This window comes from Companilactobacillus paralimentarius (genome assembly GCF_963227125.1).
In the GTDB taxonomy this organism is placed as follows: domain Bacteria; phylum Bacillota; class Bacilli; order Lactobacillales; family Lactobacillaceae; genus Companilactobacillus; species Companilactobacillus paralimentarius.
In genome coordinates, this window is record NZ_OY724131.1 from 1,964,023 (window position 1) to 1,978,737 (window position 14,715).

A 14,715-nucleotide genomic window follows, 5' to 3' on the forward strand; every position below is an offset into this window, starting at 1 on the left:
GTCTTAGGCTCTTTTTCTTGCTTCCCAAAAATTAAGTCCTTCAAAAAGGATAAAGAATAGTACAAAGCATTGCGTAAAGAATTCTTCCGGCAGGATATTGATAACAGGGTCACGTCCCGGATCGAATAACCAATCACTATTGCGAAACAAGACTTCATGAAAAATCACGAAAAATCCATCGAAATCAATCAACATTAACAAAGCCAGTATGATTCCCAGAATACCAATCCAGAGAAAAACCTTATTAAAATGAGCTCGTATCTTACCAAATTTAACCACTAGTAATCCTGAAATAATCCAGACACCAAAATTTAGCATAAAGAGTTTTTTACAATCTTCAAAATGCAGCCTACCTGCTGGTGAAGAGATAAAATTACTCAAATGAAAATTCCAATTAAATGGATTGATCAAGTAATTCATCATTTGAGCATAATTTTTATAAACTGTTCCGTAATCCATATTTACCAAAGAATCCAAATTGTAGAATCTAATATTGATAGCAAATAAAAAATAGCTGGCAAAAATTGTTACTGTAATTGCCGTTGTCAAAATGAAAAGCGCTAAAGCAGCCGTGTAAAAGCCATCCTTTTGCGTATTAGACATCCCACTTGTCCAAACTTTCTACTTCATGAGTAGGTTTGATCTCTTGTTTAGCAATATCCTCATGTGTACTTACACCCGTATAAACCAATAGAGTATCTACATTTGCGTTGATTCCACACTTAATATCAGTATTGTAATTGTCTCCTACCATCAAAGCTGTCTTAGGATCAAAATTTTTAGCCTTAGCAGCAAAATCCATAATGTCTCGTTCTGGTTTACCGATGTACTTAGCTTTTTGTTGAGTAGACGTTTCAACTAGTGAAATCACAGAACCAGCTCCAGGAACTAGTCCACGTTCATTAGGCAAGTTAGTATCTGCATTAGTTCCAATAAAGAATGCTCCACGCTTAATAGCCAAAGTAGCTAACTCAAACTTATGATATGTAACATCATAATCCAATCCTACAATAACCACATCCGGATTAGTCTCATTCAACTTGATGCCAGTACCAAAGACTGCACTCTTTAAACCGTATTCTCCAACCACATAAGCTGAATGGTTCTTCACATCATCATCAAACATATTCTTAACGTAAGCTGCCGTAGCAAGTGATGGTGTTACCACTTGATCTGCCCTTGCAGAAATTTGGTGGTTATTAGTTAAATTATCTGCCACTTGTTGTGGTGTTTTAGTTGTATTATTTGTTAAAAAATAATAATCAATTCCCTTAGCGTTCAAATTATCGATAAACACTTTAGCTTCTGGAATCTTATCTTTTCCGCGATACATTGTTCCATCTAAATCAATTAAATATGTTTGATACTTCATTTATTCGTTTCACCTATTTTTCTAATTTTAAAAGTCTTTTTAGCCGTTGTTTTTCTTACTCGACGTTTAGAGACTTTATTTTTTTTCTTCTGACTATTAACGTTATTCTTCGAATTATTATTATTCGAATTATTAGAATGCTTCGTTTTATTATTACGAGTATGAAATTTATGATTAGACTTATTATTACGACGTCCATTTTTTAATGGTGCTTTCTTGACCTTTTCTAGTACAAAATAAGCACAGCCAAAATTACAGTACTCTAGTAAGTAATCTTCTAAATAGGAGATTCTGGTATCTAGAGTACTTTCTTTTCTCCCATCTTCATAAAAGCCCTTAAATCTTAATTGATCATAACCCCAGTCGCCGACAATATAATCGTATTTATCTAAGACATTGTTATATCTCTCTTCAATACGTTCTTTGCTAAAACCATCGTCGTGATCTTCAACGATTCTGTACTGGGTTTTATTAATCGTAATTAGGTTATCAGCCAGAACAATAACATCAGCTAATTTGGTTGTGGTATTATTCTCAACTTCCTGCAAACAATCACCTCAAATCGGATATTTTTTCCCTAAATATTCACCAAAAACATTTCTTAAAAACTTAGGATACATAATTTTGTTCTTACCTGCTATCTCTATAGAAGGAAAATACGGAACAAATAAGTAATGATCCAATAAAGCTAAAGTATACTCTTGATTCTTATTTAATTCTTGACCATTTATATATACATTACGTTTATCATCAATCTTAATGCCTCGATAAATGAGTTCGCCAAATATCTTACCACGAAATCCCATTCCCTTTTGTTGATGCGTCCGCAAATACAAACGATTCTTTTCCATTTCCATTACTAGGCGCCAAACATTATCACCTGTCATAGTTGTTCTCATTACATGGATTGCATGTGGCAAAATATCATGTAAATTTTTCTCAGTAATTATACCTTTAGGTAAATCCTTCAAAAATAAACCTGAGCTTAAAATAGCTACTTCAGCATCAGCATATTCTTGTACCGCTGTTAAAGCCTCTTGAATAATCGAATGGTCTGCATGATAATCACTGCTCAAAGTAACTGGCAAATTTGCAACTTGTCTTTGATTCAACAATTCTTCACCTTTATCATATTGTGCTTTAATCCAGGCAGCATCAGTGTCCAATACTTTCATGGATGAAGTTGGTGTAGTAAAGGCGTCCTTTTTAATTACATGTTTATCCTGATTCAACTCTAAATTAATAGTCCCTACATTTTGACCGTATTTACCAGCCGCTGCTAGCAAAACGCCGTTGTCCATTTCTCCCTTAGGAAAAAGATGATGGGTATGAGATCCGATAATCACATCAATTTCAGGATGCTTACTGGCAATCAATCGATCCATGGAAACTCCTAAATGCGATAAGAGAACAATCACATCACAGTCTTTCACATCCTGTAGAACTTTGGGCAACATATCTTGTATTAAACGAATGTCCCAGTTTAATAATGGATAAGTCAAAATAAATGGTGCCGTCAAACCGATCACACCAATTTTTGTACGAGATTCAGTTGTAAAAAATTTCGATTGTACAGCAAAATCAGCCAATTTGCCAGTTTTCTCTTCATATAAATTACCTAAAATAACTGGAAAATTAGCATGGTCGTACAAATGTTCCAATTCTTCATGACTATTACCCAACCCTTCATTATTACCAATTGTAGCCGCATCATAATGAAGTGGATTCATCCAAGCAATATTAGCTTGACCATTAGTTGCTTCACTTAAAGGATGAGCTCGATCCATTGCATCCCCGATATCAAATAAATAAAAATCATCGGCAATACTATTTTGACGAGTCTGCTCAATAAAACGAGATACTCGAGGAAAGTTTTCGAAGTGAGAATGCAGATCATTAGTATGAACTATTTGAATTTTTTCCATGGTAACCTACTTTCTTTCCATCTTTGCTAACTCTTTTTTCTTCTTATCATACATTTCTAGAATCTCTTCTCCACGTAATGGTGAGCCCCAAGGTAAATCCTCAGATAATAGATCACGTTCAGGTGCATCAACTCCGACATTGATATTTTCTGGAATTGGTACAGAATAATGATGAATGTGTCCATGCAAATTAATTATTTTATCAACTTTTCCCAATAACATTGGATAATGCGTACAATAAAATTGATGGTGATCAAACTTCAACAATGAGCCGACATCTTCGAACTCATATTTAGACTTACCATCAACCATTGTCACGTTATGTTTATCAATAAATTTGAAAAGTGAACGATAATCGTGGTTTCCTTTAATCAGGGTTATGTGACCGTTCAATTGACGTAATATATCATAAGTCTCTTGATCAGTTGGATAATCCTGTGGACGCATCGAAATATCACCCAGATGATAAACACGGTCATTATCATCGACACGTGCATTCCAAGCATCAATCATTGCCTGATTCATTTCGTCAACATTACCGAAATGTCTTGGCGCAAAGTTATTTGGTTCTAATAATTGATAATGATAAAAGTGTGTATCTGCTATAAAGTAATTCATTATTCAGCGTTATCATCCTTTGAAATTATTTTATTTGCTTTAAGGATTTCATTGAAGGCATCTTGAATCTTACCTTCCGGTTTCTTATATTCAACCCATTCTGTCAAATCCATCGGTGGAACTGTATAATTTTCGTTAACATAGTCTTCATAGACTTGCACAGCTGATGAGTGTGGGATATTAAGTTTTAAGATTCTAACTTCTTTGATCATTCCTAATTCAGCGGCCTTTTCAGCACGACCATTCATGACGATATTAGCAAGCTCATAATACTTAGTCCCATCATTACGAGTTATTTGTTCAATAATATCGAGTGTTTGCTTTTCATTATCCATTTGTTACTACCTCACATTTCACTACTTATTTTAGTATATAATATCTAAAAAGTTAGGGAGTTAATTATGATTTCAAAAAGTTTCAATCTTTTCAAAATATCATTGGCACTGCTACTTTTCTTCTTTGCTAGTGGATTTACCGTTATCGGTCACCGTGGTGATCCAATCAATGCCCCCGAAGAAACCTTTGAAAGTTTCGATAAAGCTTTTGCGGAAGGCGCTGATTACGTTGAACTAGATATTCATGTTTCTAAAGACAACGTCTTAGTTGTTTCACACGATCGAGACTTAGAACGTGTCACAGGAACTTCTGCTATTGTATCGCAACACAATTTTTCAGATCTGGCTTCACTAAAACAAAAAAATGGTGAATCAATTCATAGTTTGAATCAGGTCTTCGAACACTACAAGAATAACCCTAAGGCTAAATTCCTTATTGAAACGAAGAAAACCAAAAAAGGTAATCCTCAAAATATGGAAGCCCTACTCAAACAAGTTATCGATCAATATGGTATGCAAGACCGCGTTATGTTCCATTCATTTTCCACTAAGAGTTTGGAAAACGAAGCTCAATTAATGCCGAACATCCCTCGTATCTTTATTGCCGGAACAATCAAGCGTGTCAATTTTGATATTTTACAGTATGTCACCGGCGTTAATCTATCTTCTACTATCGTTACTCCTGAAATAATCAATACAATGCACTACATGGGCAAAAGTGTTTATGTTTGGGATGAAATGAATGAAAGTCCTAAAAAATGGAATACTTTGATCAATATGCCAATTGATGGTGTCGTCACTAATTATCCTGCAACTGGTAATGAGTATCGGGAATTAAAGGATAAATCTAAGAGCCAGGTTATCAATCAAAATGTTTATTACATGAGCTCCAAAGAAGAACCTGTTTACGAAAATCCCTATCGTTTGATCAAGACTAAGAAAGTGGTTGAGCCGTTAGGTGGTTATCACATTACTAATATCATTAAATCTAATGGTCAAAAATACGTTCAAATAGGCGAAAATGAGTTTGCAAACGCCACCGGTTTTAACTCTGAATACGTTTTAAAAGATTTACGTCAATATTTCGGTGCTAAAGTTATTTATCGCCAACAACAGCCTAATAATTTTCTCTATAGCGAACCAGATGACCAGAGCCCAGTTTCTAATCGTATTGAAGCCAACAAACCTGAGAAAATTATTACTATCCAACGCACCGGTTCACAGACTTGGTTAAAATTGAAAAATGGCTGGATCAATGCAAAAAATGTTTTAATTCAATTAAATCCTGACAATTACTTAGGCAACGATAGCGAACAAAGTTACTACGACTTACCTCAAGGACAAAGATTGAAAAACATCGACTTGTTAGAAAATATTTCTTTAGCTAAACCAACAACCGACCAAAAGGTTAAAAACGCTGATTTACTAAGTGATTTTAATAATTTATTTATTGATTTCTCTTTAAATAATGACAACGATTCCATAAAGAAAATTTAGGTAAATTAGCCATTAATCCAAACCTTTGGTAAAATATATAAAACTTCATGTGGAGGTCAAAGATACATGTCTATAGATTGGGAAAAAGAAGTTTCACATCGTTCAGATGAATTAATCAACGATCTTTCTGAATTAGTAAGTATTGATAGTTCAAGAGATATCGAACATAAAACTAGTGATTTTCCATTAGGACCTGGACCAGCCAAAGCTCTTCAAACATTTTTACATTTTGCAGACCGTGATGGTTTCGAAACTAAAAACGTTGACAACTTAGCTGGAAGAATTGAATTTGGTGATGGAGAGGATGCTATCGCCATTTTGGGACACGTTGACGTTGTTCCTGAAGGCCCAGGCTGGAATACAGATCCATTTGAACCCGTTATTAAAGACGGAAACTTTTACGCTCGTGGTGCTAGTGACGATAAGGGCCCTAGTTTGGCTTCCTATTATGCAATGAAGATCATTAAAGAATTGAAACTACCAACATCCAAAAAAGTTCAATTGATCTTAGGAACTGATGAAGAGAGCGAATGGGTTGGTATCAACCACTATATGGAAAAAGAAACTCTTCCTAAAACAGGTTTTTCTCCTGATGCTGAATTCCCAGCTATCAATGGTGAAAAGGGTATTGTCTCATTTAGAGTTAACTTCCCTACTCCAAAAATCGGTTTAGTTAAGAGCTTCAATGCTGGTATCAGACCTAATATGGTCCCACAAAATGCTGAAGCAGAGTTAGATTTGAATTCTATCAAGGCCGAAGAACTAAAAGATAGTTTAAATAATTTCTTGGCTGAAAATAGTGAAGTCAAAGGTAGCACAACTACTGAAGACGATACTATCAAAGTACAAATTATCGGTAAGGGTGCACATGCTATGGAACCATTCAATGGTATCAATGCTGCCACTTACTTAGCTAAATTCTTAACTACTTTGAACCTTAATGATAGCGAAAAGCTATACTTCTCATTCATTGCTAATGATTTACACCTTGATTTTGCAGGCGAACATTTAGGAATTGCTAATAAGGATGACGTCATGGGTGAATTAACACTCTCACCTAACATCTATGAATACGACCAAGACCAAGCTAACATTTTATTGAACATTCGTTATCCAAAGGGTGACAATGGCGACACATTGACTGAAAAGATCAATCAACACTTACCAGAAAATGTTACAGCTGTAATTGAAGGACACAACCAATTGCCTCATTTTATTGACGCAGATGATCCTTTAGTTCAAGATTTAGTTGGTGCTTATCGTGATCATACTGACGACCAAACTGAACCATTCACTGTTGGTGGTGGTACTTATGGTCGAATTTTGAAACATGGAATTGCCTTTGGTGCAATGTTCCCTGGTGACGAAAACGTTATGCATCAACCTAATGAATATATTAATATTGATAAATTATTAAAAGCCACTGCAATCTATGCAGACGCTATCTACCGCTTGATTAAGTAACTTAATAAAAGTTCCGTAGAAATTCTTTTCTATGGAACTTTTTTTGTTTTTACACTTCTAAATCAATTTTATTATATAATTACGGTATGTAACTTTTTAAGGGAGCTTATTTAAAAGTGAAAAATTTATGGAATAGCATTGTCAATTGGTTCAAAAGTATTAAGAGCTGGTCCGATTTTGCTAACAAAGCTAATCTTACAATAGAGATCATTAGAAGAATAATTCTCTACTCTATCGCTGGTCTATTTATTATTTTAAGTTTAGCTGTAGGTCTCGGAATGGGATATGTTTCAGCATTAACGAATCAAGTTAGTGTTCCTACCAAAACCGAGATGAGAACCGAACTTCAAGATGTAAACAATTCAGCCACTCTATACTTTGCCGATGGTCAAAAAATTGAGAGTCTTCAAAAGGACCTTGAGGGTACTAAGATTTCAATCAATGAAATGTCACCTTATTTGAAGAAAGCCATCGTCTCAACTGAAGATAGTGACTTCTATCGTCATAAAGGTGTCGTCCCTAAGTCTATCTTTAGAGCTATTATTTCTGATGTTACTGGTATTGGTGCACAAACTGGTGGATCTACTCTGACCCAACAAACAGTAAAAATGCAAATGTTATCATCAGAAACAACTTGGAAACGTAAAGCTGTTGAAATCTTCTTAGCTATGCGTCTCGATAAGTATTTCTCTAAGGATGAAATCCTAGCAGATTACTTAAACGCCGCTACTTTTGGTCGTAATAATAAGGGACAAAACATTCAAGGTGTGCAAGCTGCCGCCCAAGGTCTCTTTGGCAAGGATGCTAAAGATTTAAACTTGGCAGAATCAGCTTTCATCGCCGGTTTGCCTCAAAGTCCTTCTATCTATACACCATATGACGAACGTGGAAGAATCAAGGACAACATAAGTCTTGGTTTAAAACGTAAAAATATCGTTTTATATCGTATGTATCGTGATAACCAAATTTCCGAATCTCAATACAATCAAGCCAAGAAATTTGATTTGAAGAATGATTTCCAAAAGCCAGAAAAAGCTGACAGTCAAAGTATCAAGTATGGTTACTTGTACAATACCTTAACTTCTCAAGCTAGAACAATTTTAATTAAACGTCTAGCTAAAAACGATGGTATTAAATACAAGGACTTGATCAAAGACAAGAACCTTTATGAGAGATATTGGACTCAAGCAGATACAGAATTACACAATAAGAATTACAAGATTCACAGTACAATCAATAAGAGTTTATACGTTGCCTTAAACAAGCAAGCTCAAGAATATAAAGATAACTTGGGAACAACTCATACTGACAACGCAACTGATCCTAATACTGGTAAGAGTATTAAAGTCTCCGAACCGGTTCAAAATGGTTCCGTCTTACTAGATAACAAGACTGGTCAAGTCTTAGCCTTCGTTGGTGGTGTTAACTTCAAGAAATCACAAAATAACCACGCCTTCGATACTAAACGATCACCTGGTTCATCTATTAAACCATTGATTACTTTTGCCCCAGCGATTGAAAATGGATTAATTGGTTCACAATCAATGTTGGCCGACTTCAAGACTAGTTTCAAGAAGTACTCACCAACTGATTATGGTGAAACAATTCAAAATCGTTTCATCTCCGCTCGTGAGACTTTGGAAGAATCATACAATATTCCTTCAGTTAACCTCTATAACTACATCAGACAACACGGCGTTGATTCTGAAAAGTATATGTCTAAGATGGGAATTCATCTTTCTGATAAAGAATATCAACAGTTAGGTATTACTTTGGGTGGTACCGCATCTGGTGTGACCGTACTTCAACAAGCCAGTGCCTTCTCTACTTTTGCTAATAAGGGTGTTCACGTTGATCCTTATGTTGTCTCTGAAGTTACTGATCCATCTGGTACCGATATTTATAAACATAAAGATTCTCGTACTCGTGTCTTCAGTAAACAAACTTCATACATCATCAAGAACATGCTTCACGGTGTTGTAACTAAAGGTACTGCTTCTGCTCTTTCATATGAAGCTAACTTCAGTACTAAGAACCTCTTTGGTAAAACTGGTACATCTAATGACTATCGTGATAACTGGTTCATTGGTAGTACCGATGGTATGACTTTGGCTTCTTGGATTGGTTACGATAATTTCTACGGTAACAATTACAATCTATCAAGCAATTCGACTGACCTTAACCAAGAACTCTGGGCGAAAATGGCAAATGCCGTTTACAAACAGGATCAAAGTGTCCTTAACGTTCATACCGCCTTTACTAGACCAAGTGGTGTTCAATCTTACAAGGTCGACAAAGAAACAGGTACTAACGTTGGTACAATTGGTTACAATGGTGTCACTTCTAAGGTTGATCAACATACAACTACCTCACTTTATTACAAAGGCAGTCCTCGTGATATGTCTTACAATAACTTTGCCATTGGTGGTAAAGCTAAGAATTACAAACTATTCTGGGATAACTACTTCGGACGTAGCAATAGTTACGGTACTGTAAAACGTCTTGGTGATGATAGTAAATCTGCCAATGAATTAGCTCAAGAAAACGGAAGCGGTCGTACTTCTGGTTTCAGTAATAGTACAAACAGCAGTGATTCATCACAAGTAATTACTAACAATAGTTCTTCATCCAATTCGGCTACAACGGAATCAACCGCTAGATCAAACATATCTAACAGTAATTCCGACACTGGTACTGGCTCGGGAACAGGTTCAGGCTCTGGTTCTGGATCAGGTTCTGGTAGCTCAAGTGAAGAAAAAGAATCTTCAAATAGTACTAGTTCAAGTTCTAATGAACAATCAAGTACTGAAACCACTGGTAACTCTTCATCAACTGGTACTGATACGGTTTCGACAACTCCACCAGCAGGTGAATAGTTAAAAAGCAGATATCTACGGATGTCTGCTTTTTTATGCAATCGAAAAACTATGATAGAATAAGTTTCGTTACTTTAGATCTAAGGAGAATAGTATGTACTTTAGTCCTGAATTCTTGCAAAACACTTTATATATAGTTGCTGCCATTTTAATTTTGTTTATCTTAATCGTGATTGGTTACAAAATTAAACACAACATCAAAATATGGGATAAATCTTTTACTTTAGCTTTGATCGTACTAGCTAACACGCTTTATTCCATCCTATCTGGATTCTTCGATATGCCTTACGAATTAAGTTCAATTATTACCGGTGGACTTTCATTAGTTGCTTTCGGATATATCGTCGTCATCGTTTGGGAATTACATAAGCAAAGAAAATCAATCAAGAGCAAGTAAAAAAGCCCTGAGAATGAAAATAACTTCACTCTCAAGGCTTTTTGTTTATGATCTTACTTATTTTGTTGAACCACGTTTTACAATGCTGTATGGTAATTTAACTGTATTTTCATCAATTTGTTCTTGATTCATCATCTTAGTCAACAAGCGCATAGCAACCGCACCAATATCATACAATGGTTCTTCAATAGAACTCATCTTTGGACGTGTTACTTCACAAAGCACTGTATCGTTACTTGTAACAAGTTCAAAATCATCTGGAACCTTAACGCCAGCCTTAACAGCTGAATTAAGAATACCAGCAGCCAACAAATCATCTGTAACATAAGCAGCTGTAGCACCACTACTGTGAACGGCATCCCAAATTGCTTCTCCGGCACGAACTGAATATTCAGCTTCAAATACTAAGTTAGATGAGAAGTTAAGATGTGCTTTCTTCAAAGCTTTCTTGTAACCATCTAATCTGTATTTTCCATCAATAGGATTTTCAAGGCTACCACCCACGAAGGCAACCTTCTTGTGACCATTTTGTGTTAATTGACTTACAACACTAGCAACAGCATCTGTAAAATCAATATTTACACTGGCACTTTCATTATTCTTATCAACTGAACCAGCCAAAACGATTGGTGTCTTTGAGTTTGCAAGAATGCGCTTCAATTTCTTTGATAATTGCTTGCCCATGTAAATAAGTCCATCAACTTGTTTAGAAAGCAAGTTATTCAAGATTTGTTCTTCATCACCAACAGATTCTTGTAAACTTGTCAAAATAATATTGTACTTGTACATTGAGGCAACATCATCAATACCTTTAGCCAATGAAGCAAAGTATAGGTTAGTGATATCTGGTAAAATAACACCAATAGTTGTACTCTTCTTACTTGCCAAACCACGAGCAACCGCATTAGGACGATAGTTCAAACGATCGATTACTTCCAAAACACGTTTTCTTGTTTCTTCTTTTACATTAGCGTTCCCATTAACTACACGTGAAATTGTAGCCATTGAAACATTAGCAGCCTCGGCTACGTCATAAATTGTTACTACTTTTTTGTCCATCAATATTCACTCTCTCAAACAATATTTTCATTAATTAACTTTAATTTATCAGAAATTTTCACTAATTGCAAGCGGTTTCTACATTATTGGCATATGTTTTCATATTTTTTCAAAAAGAAAATGATTTTCAGTGATATACTACTATTAAATCTGAACGTAAAGGAGTATTTTCATGAAGAAACAATTATTAGATCTACAAGAATATTTAGCACAAAATAATCTGGATATTGCTTATATCTCTAACCCCAGTGACATCAACTACTTTACCGGTTTCTACAGTGATCCTGTAGAAAGAATTCTCGCACTTTTAGTTTTCCCTGACAAGGACCCATTCCTATTTGCCCCTCAACTAGAAGTTGAAGCAGCTAAAGATGCTGGCTGGGATAAGGATGTCTTCGGTTACTTAGATCATGAGAAACCATTTGAATTAATGGCTGGTCATATCAAGGATGTGGCTGGAACTCCTACCAAATGGGGTATTGAAAAAGATGACTTACCTGTTCAAAAACTAGAAGCTATTAAAGGACAATTTCCTGATGCTCAATTTCCAACTAATCTTTCTCGCTACATGGAAAATGCTAAATTAATCAAGACGGCTGCTGAAATCAATGAATTAAAAGCTGCTGGTACTGAAGCAGATTACGCTTTTGAAGTTGGTTTCAATGCTATCAAAGAAGGCCGCACTGAACAAGAAGTTGTTGCAGAGATCGAATACGCAATGATGCGAAAAGGTGTCATGCATATGAGTTTTGATACTATTGTTCAAGCTGGTGCCAACGCTGCTAATCCACATGGTGGCCCTGAAAAGAATCCTATCGAAAAAAATGAACTTGTCCTCTTTGATTTAGGTACAGTTCATAACGGTTATATTAGTGATGCCTCACGTACCGTTGCTTTTGGCAAACCAGATGCTAAATCACTTGATATCTATAAAGTTGACCTTGAAGCTCAATATGCTGCTATGGATGCTACTAAACCTGGTATTACTGCTGCCGAACTTGATAAAGTTGCTCGTGACATCATCACTAAAGCCGGTTATGGCGAATACTTCATTCATCGCCTAGGCCATGGTATGGGAACTTCTGAACACGAATTCCCATCAATTATGGAAGGCAATGACATGGTTCTAAAACCAGGCATGTGCTTCTCAATCGAACCCGGAATTTACATTCCAAATGTTGCTGGAGTTAGAATTGAGGACTGTGTTTATATTACCGAGGATGGTTGTGAACCATTCACACATACAAGTAAGGAACTGAAATATATCGACTAATATAAAGTAAAAAGGATTTGATAAAACCACTAAGTGGTTTATTAAATCCTTTTTGTTTGTATAAACTTATTAAAGCAAACATCTTCCATTCAGAGAATCTCATAAATTTTAATAATTATATTACCAAATTTATTTTTAGAATCAGGGATTATCTTTGAAATAAATGTTCGGTTAGCTAAATTACCGTAGTATCCTTCATCATTTACAATGAATTCAGGATGACATATTCCAATTCTGCCCTTTTCTATATTACCTGAATTTCTGATGAAAATATTTTCTTGATTATTTTCAGTCTGAAGAACATATGATGCGTCAGCACTAGAATACTTGTCATCAAATTTATAATTAAAATCACCGCCAAACTTCAATACTTTTCCTGATATTTCTCCAGTAAAATATCCGCCATCAATTGGAATGATTTTAAAATATCCCTTTTTCGTATTTCCTATTCTAATTGGATTACCTAACATTATGTGAATATCAATAAAACTCTTAATCTTTAATGCCATTTTTATTAGATCCTTTATATCCAAATAGCATAACTAAAACAAAACCTATAATTGCAGTGACTATTCCTCCAATCGTCATAGGAATCCAATTAATTGATGTTTGTAATGATAATATACTGAAGAACATTACAGTAATTTGACCTTTTACAACTGCTGTAATTGCTCCACCTATAGCACCAGCTACAATAACATATGCCATACATTTCCTATATCTTAATAATGCTCCATAGACAATGGGTTCTGTTATTCCTGCAAATAATACAGGAATAATGGCTGCAGCCATAACTGAACGTAGTTCCGGATCTTTTTTTGCTTTAAAGATTAAAGCAATGGCAATACCAATAGCAGCCCAAGTTGCAGCACCAGCACAAGCTAATATTGAATCTGCACCTTTGGTTGCAATATTAGAGATAACAATTGGCATTATTGCCCAATGTAACCCAAACGTTACTAATATTTCCCATAAGCCACCCAAAAGCAAACCAGCCAAAATTGGTGCAACCGAAAACAGGCTCATAATTAATCCACTGATCATATCTCCAAGTCCAACTGCAATTGGACCAATTATTAAAATAATAAACGGAACCATAATTAATAATGATATAAATGGAATCAATAACGTATGATAATTACTTGAAATTCTTTTTTTCATAAATTTATATATTAGTGTATAAATGGGAATAGCAATTAATACTGGAAAAACTGTTGAAGAATAATTTTCCATCGAAAATGGAATTCCTAAAAATGATGTACCTTTAACACCAATTAATTTCATGATCATAGTAGGTTCTAGAATTGACGCACCAATAGCTGCAGCCACATATATATCAACTTTAAATTTTCGAGCCATACTTATACTTATGATAATTGGCAAAAAGTAAAAGAAAGCATTATATATTCCATTAAATATCATTAATGTTGGAGCTTTAGCAGAAAATACGCCTATCCCTGACAAGGTTATTGACAATGCTTTTATCAAACCCACTCCTGCCATTGCTGGTAATATCGGAGTGAATGTCGCCTGTAGTACCGAGAAGACACTGTTAATTAGATTATTAAATGATAATGATTTTTTATCTTTTAAATCTTCTTCAGAATAATTTTCATCTACAATTCCTTTTCCCTTGTCCTTATCAAGTAACGTCATAACAGCATCATACATACTTTCAACTTTTGGACCTATAACTACTTGTTCCTGTCCACCACTCTCTAAAAATTTTAATACTTCATTTAATTTCTCTATATTTTGACCATTTACCTTGCTTTTATCATGAACTACAAAACGTAATCTTGTAGCACAATGTGTAAGACTCACTATATTAGATGTTCCACCAATATATTCCACGATTGATTGTGCTTCTGCTTCAAATGACATATTTGTCCTCCAAAT

Annotated in this window: 14 protein-coding genes; 5 read left to right on the forward strand and 9 right to left on the reverse strand. The window is 35.0% G+C overall.

Features of this window, described 5'->3' with window-relative positions:
* Positions 1-3: 3 nt before the first annotated feature.
* From ACI6PB_RS09630 to ACI6PB_RS09655, 6 genes are read right to left on the reverse strand one after another with little or no spacing between them, the layout of a single operon-like run.
* On the reverse strand, positions 4-603 hold the full coding sequence (locus tag ACI6PB_RS09630) for a TIGR01906 family membrane protein (protein WP_025084662.1): 600 nt from the start codon (positions 601-603) through the stop codon (positions 4-6).
* Positions 596-1,372 carry a TIGR01457 family HAD-type hydrolase gene (locus ACI6PB_RS09635; RefSeq protein ID WP_025084661.1) on the reverse strand — a complete coding sequence of 259 codons (777 nt, stop codon included), beginning with the start codon at positions 1,370-1,372 and terminating at the stop codon, positions 596-598. Before ACI6PB_RS09635 ends, ACI6PB_RS09630 begins: the two co-directional genes overlap by 8 nt.
* Positions 1,369-1,920 (reverse strand): YutD family protein, encoded by a 552-nt coding sequence (locus tag ACI6PB_RS09640; RefSeq protein WP_404327359.1) that lies wholly within the window; start codon positions 1,918-1,920, stop codon positions 1,369-1,371. Before ACI6PB_RS09640 ends, ACI6PB_RS09635 begins: the two co-directional genes overlap by 4 nt.
* Before the next feature lie 9 nt (positions 1,921-1,929).
* The gene (locus tag ACI6PB_RS09645; RefSeq protein ID WP_404327360.1) at positions 1,930-3,297 is read right to left on the reverse strand and encodes a bifunctional metallophosphatase/5'-nucleotidase; all 1,368 of its coding nucleotides are present in this window, start codon (positions 3,295-3,297) and stop codon (positions 1,930-1,932) included.
* Positions 3,298-3,303: 6 nt separating this feature from the next.
* Entirely contained in the window at positions 3,304-3,915 is a 612-nt protein-coding gene (locus ACI6PB_RS09650; protein WP_404327361.1) for a metallophosphatase, read from the reverse strand.
* The gene (locus ACI6PB_RS09655) at positions 3,915-4,250 is read right to left on the reverse strand and encodes a hypothetical protein (protein ID WP_025084658.1); all 336 of its coding nucleotides are present in this window, start codon (positions 4,248-4,250) and stop codon (positions 3,915-3,917) included. Before ACI6PB_RS09655 ends, ACI6PB_RS09650 begins: the two co-directional genes overlap by 1 nt.
* A gap of 66 nt (positions 4,251-4,316) precedes the next feature.
* Between ACI6PB_RS09655 and ACI6PB_RS09660 the strand changes: the two genes are divergently transcribed.
* The 4 genes from ACI6PB_RS09660 (at position 4,317) to ACI6PB_RS09675 (ending at position 10,484) form a co-directional block, all read left to right on the forward strand.
* Positions 4,317-5,747, forward strand: a complete 1,431-nt coding sequence (locus ACI6PB_RS09660; protein WP_404278075.1) for a glycerophosphodiester phosphodiesterase — start codon at positions 4,317-4,319, stop codon at positions 5,745-5,747.
* A 66-nt stretch (positions 5,748-5,813) separates the two neighbouring features.
* Entirely contained in the window at positions 5,814-7,211 is a 1,398-nt protein-coding gene (gene pepV / locus ACI6PB_RS09665; protein WP_404327362.1) for a dipeptidase PepV, read from the forward strand.
* 116 nt (positions 7,212-7,327) lie between these two features.
* Positions 7,328-10,087 carry a transglycosylase domain-containing protein gene (locus ACI6PB_RS09670; RefSeq protein WP_025084655.1) on the forward strand — a complete coding sequence of 920 codons (2,760 nt, stop codon included), beginning with the start codon at positions 7,328-7,330 and terminating at the stop codon, positions 10,085-10,087.
* Between the two features lie 94 nt (positions 10,088-10,181).
* A complete protein-coding gene (locus tag ACI6PB_RS09675) occupies positions 10,182-10,484 on the forward strand; it encodes a hypothetical protein (RefSeq protein WP_025084654.1) in 303 nt (100 codons plus the stop codon).
* 57 nt (positions 10,485-10,541) lie between these two features.
* On the opposite strand, the gene ccpA is transcribed toward ACI6PB_RS09675, so the two are convergent.
* Positions 10,542-11,543 (reverse strand): catabolite control protein A, encoded by a 1,002-nt coding sequence (gene ccpA / locus ACI6PB_RS09680; protein WP_025084653.1) that lies wholly within the window; start codon positions 11,541-11,543, stop codon positions 10,542-10,544.
* Between the two features lie 172 nt (positions 11,544-11,715).
* On the opposite strand from ccpA, the gene ACI6PB_RS09685 reads away from it, so the two are divergent.
* Positions 11,716-12,816, forward strand: coding sequence for a M24 family metallopeptidase (locus tag ACI6PB_RS09685; RefSeq protein ID WP_404327363.1), 1,101 nt, complete (start codon positions 11,716-11,718; stop codon positions 12,814-12,816).
* Positions 12,817-12,905: 89 nt separating this feature from the next.
* Here the strand turns inward: ACI6PB_RS09685 and ACI6PB_RS09690 are convergent, their stop codons facing one another.
* Both ACI6PB_RS09690 and ACI6PB_RS09695 read right to left on the reverse strand, forming a co-directional pair.
* A complete protein-coding gene (locus ACI6PB_RS09690) occupies positions 12,906-13,325 on the reverse strand; it encodes a DUF3237 family protein (protein WP_025084652.1) in 420 nt (139 codons plus the stop codon).
* The gene (locus ACI6PB_RS09695) at positions 13,309-14,700 is read right to left on the reverse strand and encodes a PTS transporter subunit EIIC (protein ID WP_309510749.1); all 1,392 of its coding nucleotides are present in this window, start codon (positions 14,698-14,700) and stop codon (positions 13,309-13,311) included. The genes ACI6PB_RS09690 and ACI6PB_RS09695 overlap by 17 nt, the downstream gene beginning before the upstream one ends.
* Between the last annotated feature and the right edge of the window lie 15 nt (positions 14,701-14,715).

Coding starts and splice junctions, on each gene's coding strand:
- ACI6PB_RS09695 (WP_309510749.1), bottom strand. CDS start 14,700: ATGTCATTTGAAGCAGAAGCACAATCAATCGTGGAATATATTGGTGGA.
- ACI6PB_RS09630 (WP_025084662.1), bottom strand. CDS start 603: ATGTCTAATACGCAAAAGGATGGCTTTTACACGGCTGCTTTAGCGCTT.
- ACI6PB_RS09685 (WP_404327363.1), top strand. CDS start 11,716: ATGAAGAAACAATTATTAGATCTACAAGAATATTTAGCACAAAATAAT.
- ACI6PB_RS09650 (WP_404327361.1), bottom strand. CDS start 3,915: ATGAATTACTTTATAGCAGATACACACTTTTATCATTATCAATTATTA.
- ccpA (WP_025084653.1), bottom strand. CDS start 11,543: ATGGACAAAAAAGTAGTAACAATTTATGACGTAGCCGAGGCTGCTAAT.
- pepV (WP_404327362.1), top strand. CDS start 5,814: ATGTCTATAGATTGGGAAAAAGAAGTTTCACATCGTTCAGATGAATTA.
- ACI6PB_RS09635 (WP_025084661.1), bottom strand. CDS start 1,372: ATGAAGTATCAAACATATTTAATTGATTTAGATGGAACAATGTATCGC.
- ACI6PB_RS09655 (WP_025084658.1), bottom strand. CDS start 4,250: ATGGATAATGAAAAGCAAACACTCGATATTATTGAACAAATAACTCGT.
- ACI6PB_RS09690 (WP_025084652.1), bottom strand. CDS start 13,325: ATGGCATTAAAGATTAAGAGTTTTATTGATATTCACATAATGTTAGGT.
- ACI6PB_RS09660 (WP_404278075.1), top strand. CDS start 4,317: ATGATTTCAAAAAGTTTCAATCTTTTCAAAATATCATTGGCACTGCTA.
- ACI6PB_RS09645 (WP_404327360.1), bottom strand. CDS start 3,297: ATGGAAAAAATTCAAATAGTTCATACTAATGATCTGCATTCTCACTTC.
- ACI6PB_RS09675 (WP_025084654.1), top strand. CDS start 10,182: ATGTACTTTAGTCCTGAATTCTTGCAAAACACTTTATATATAGTTGCT.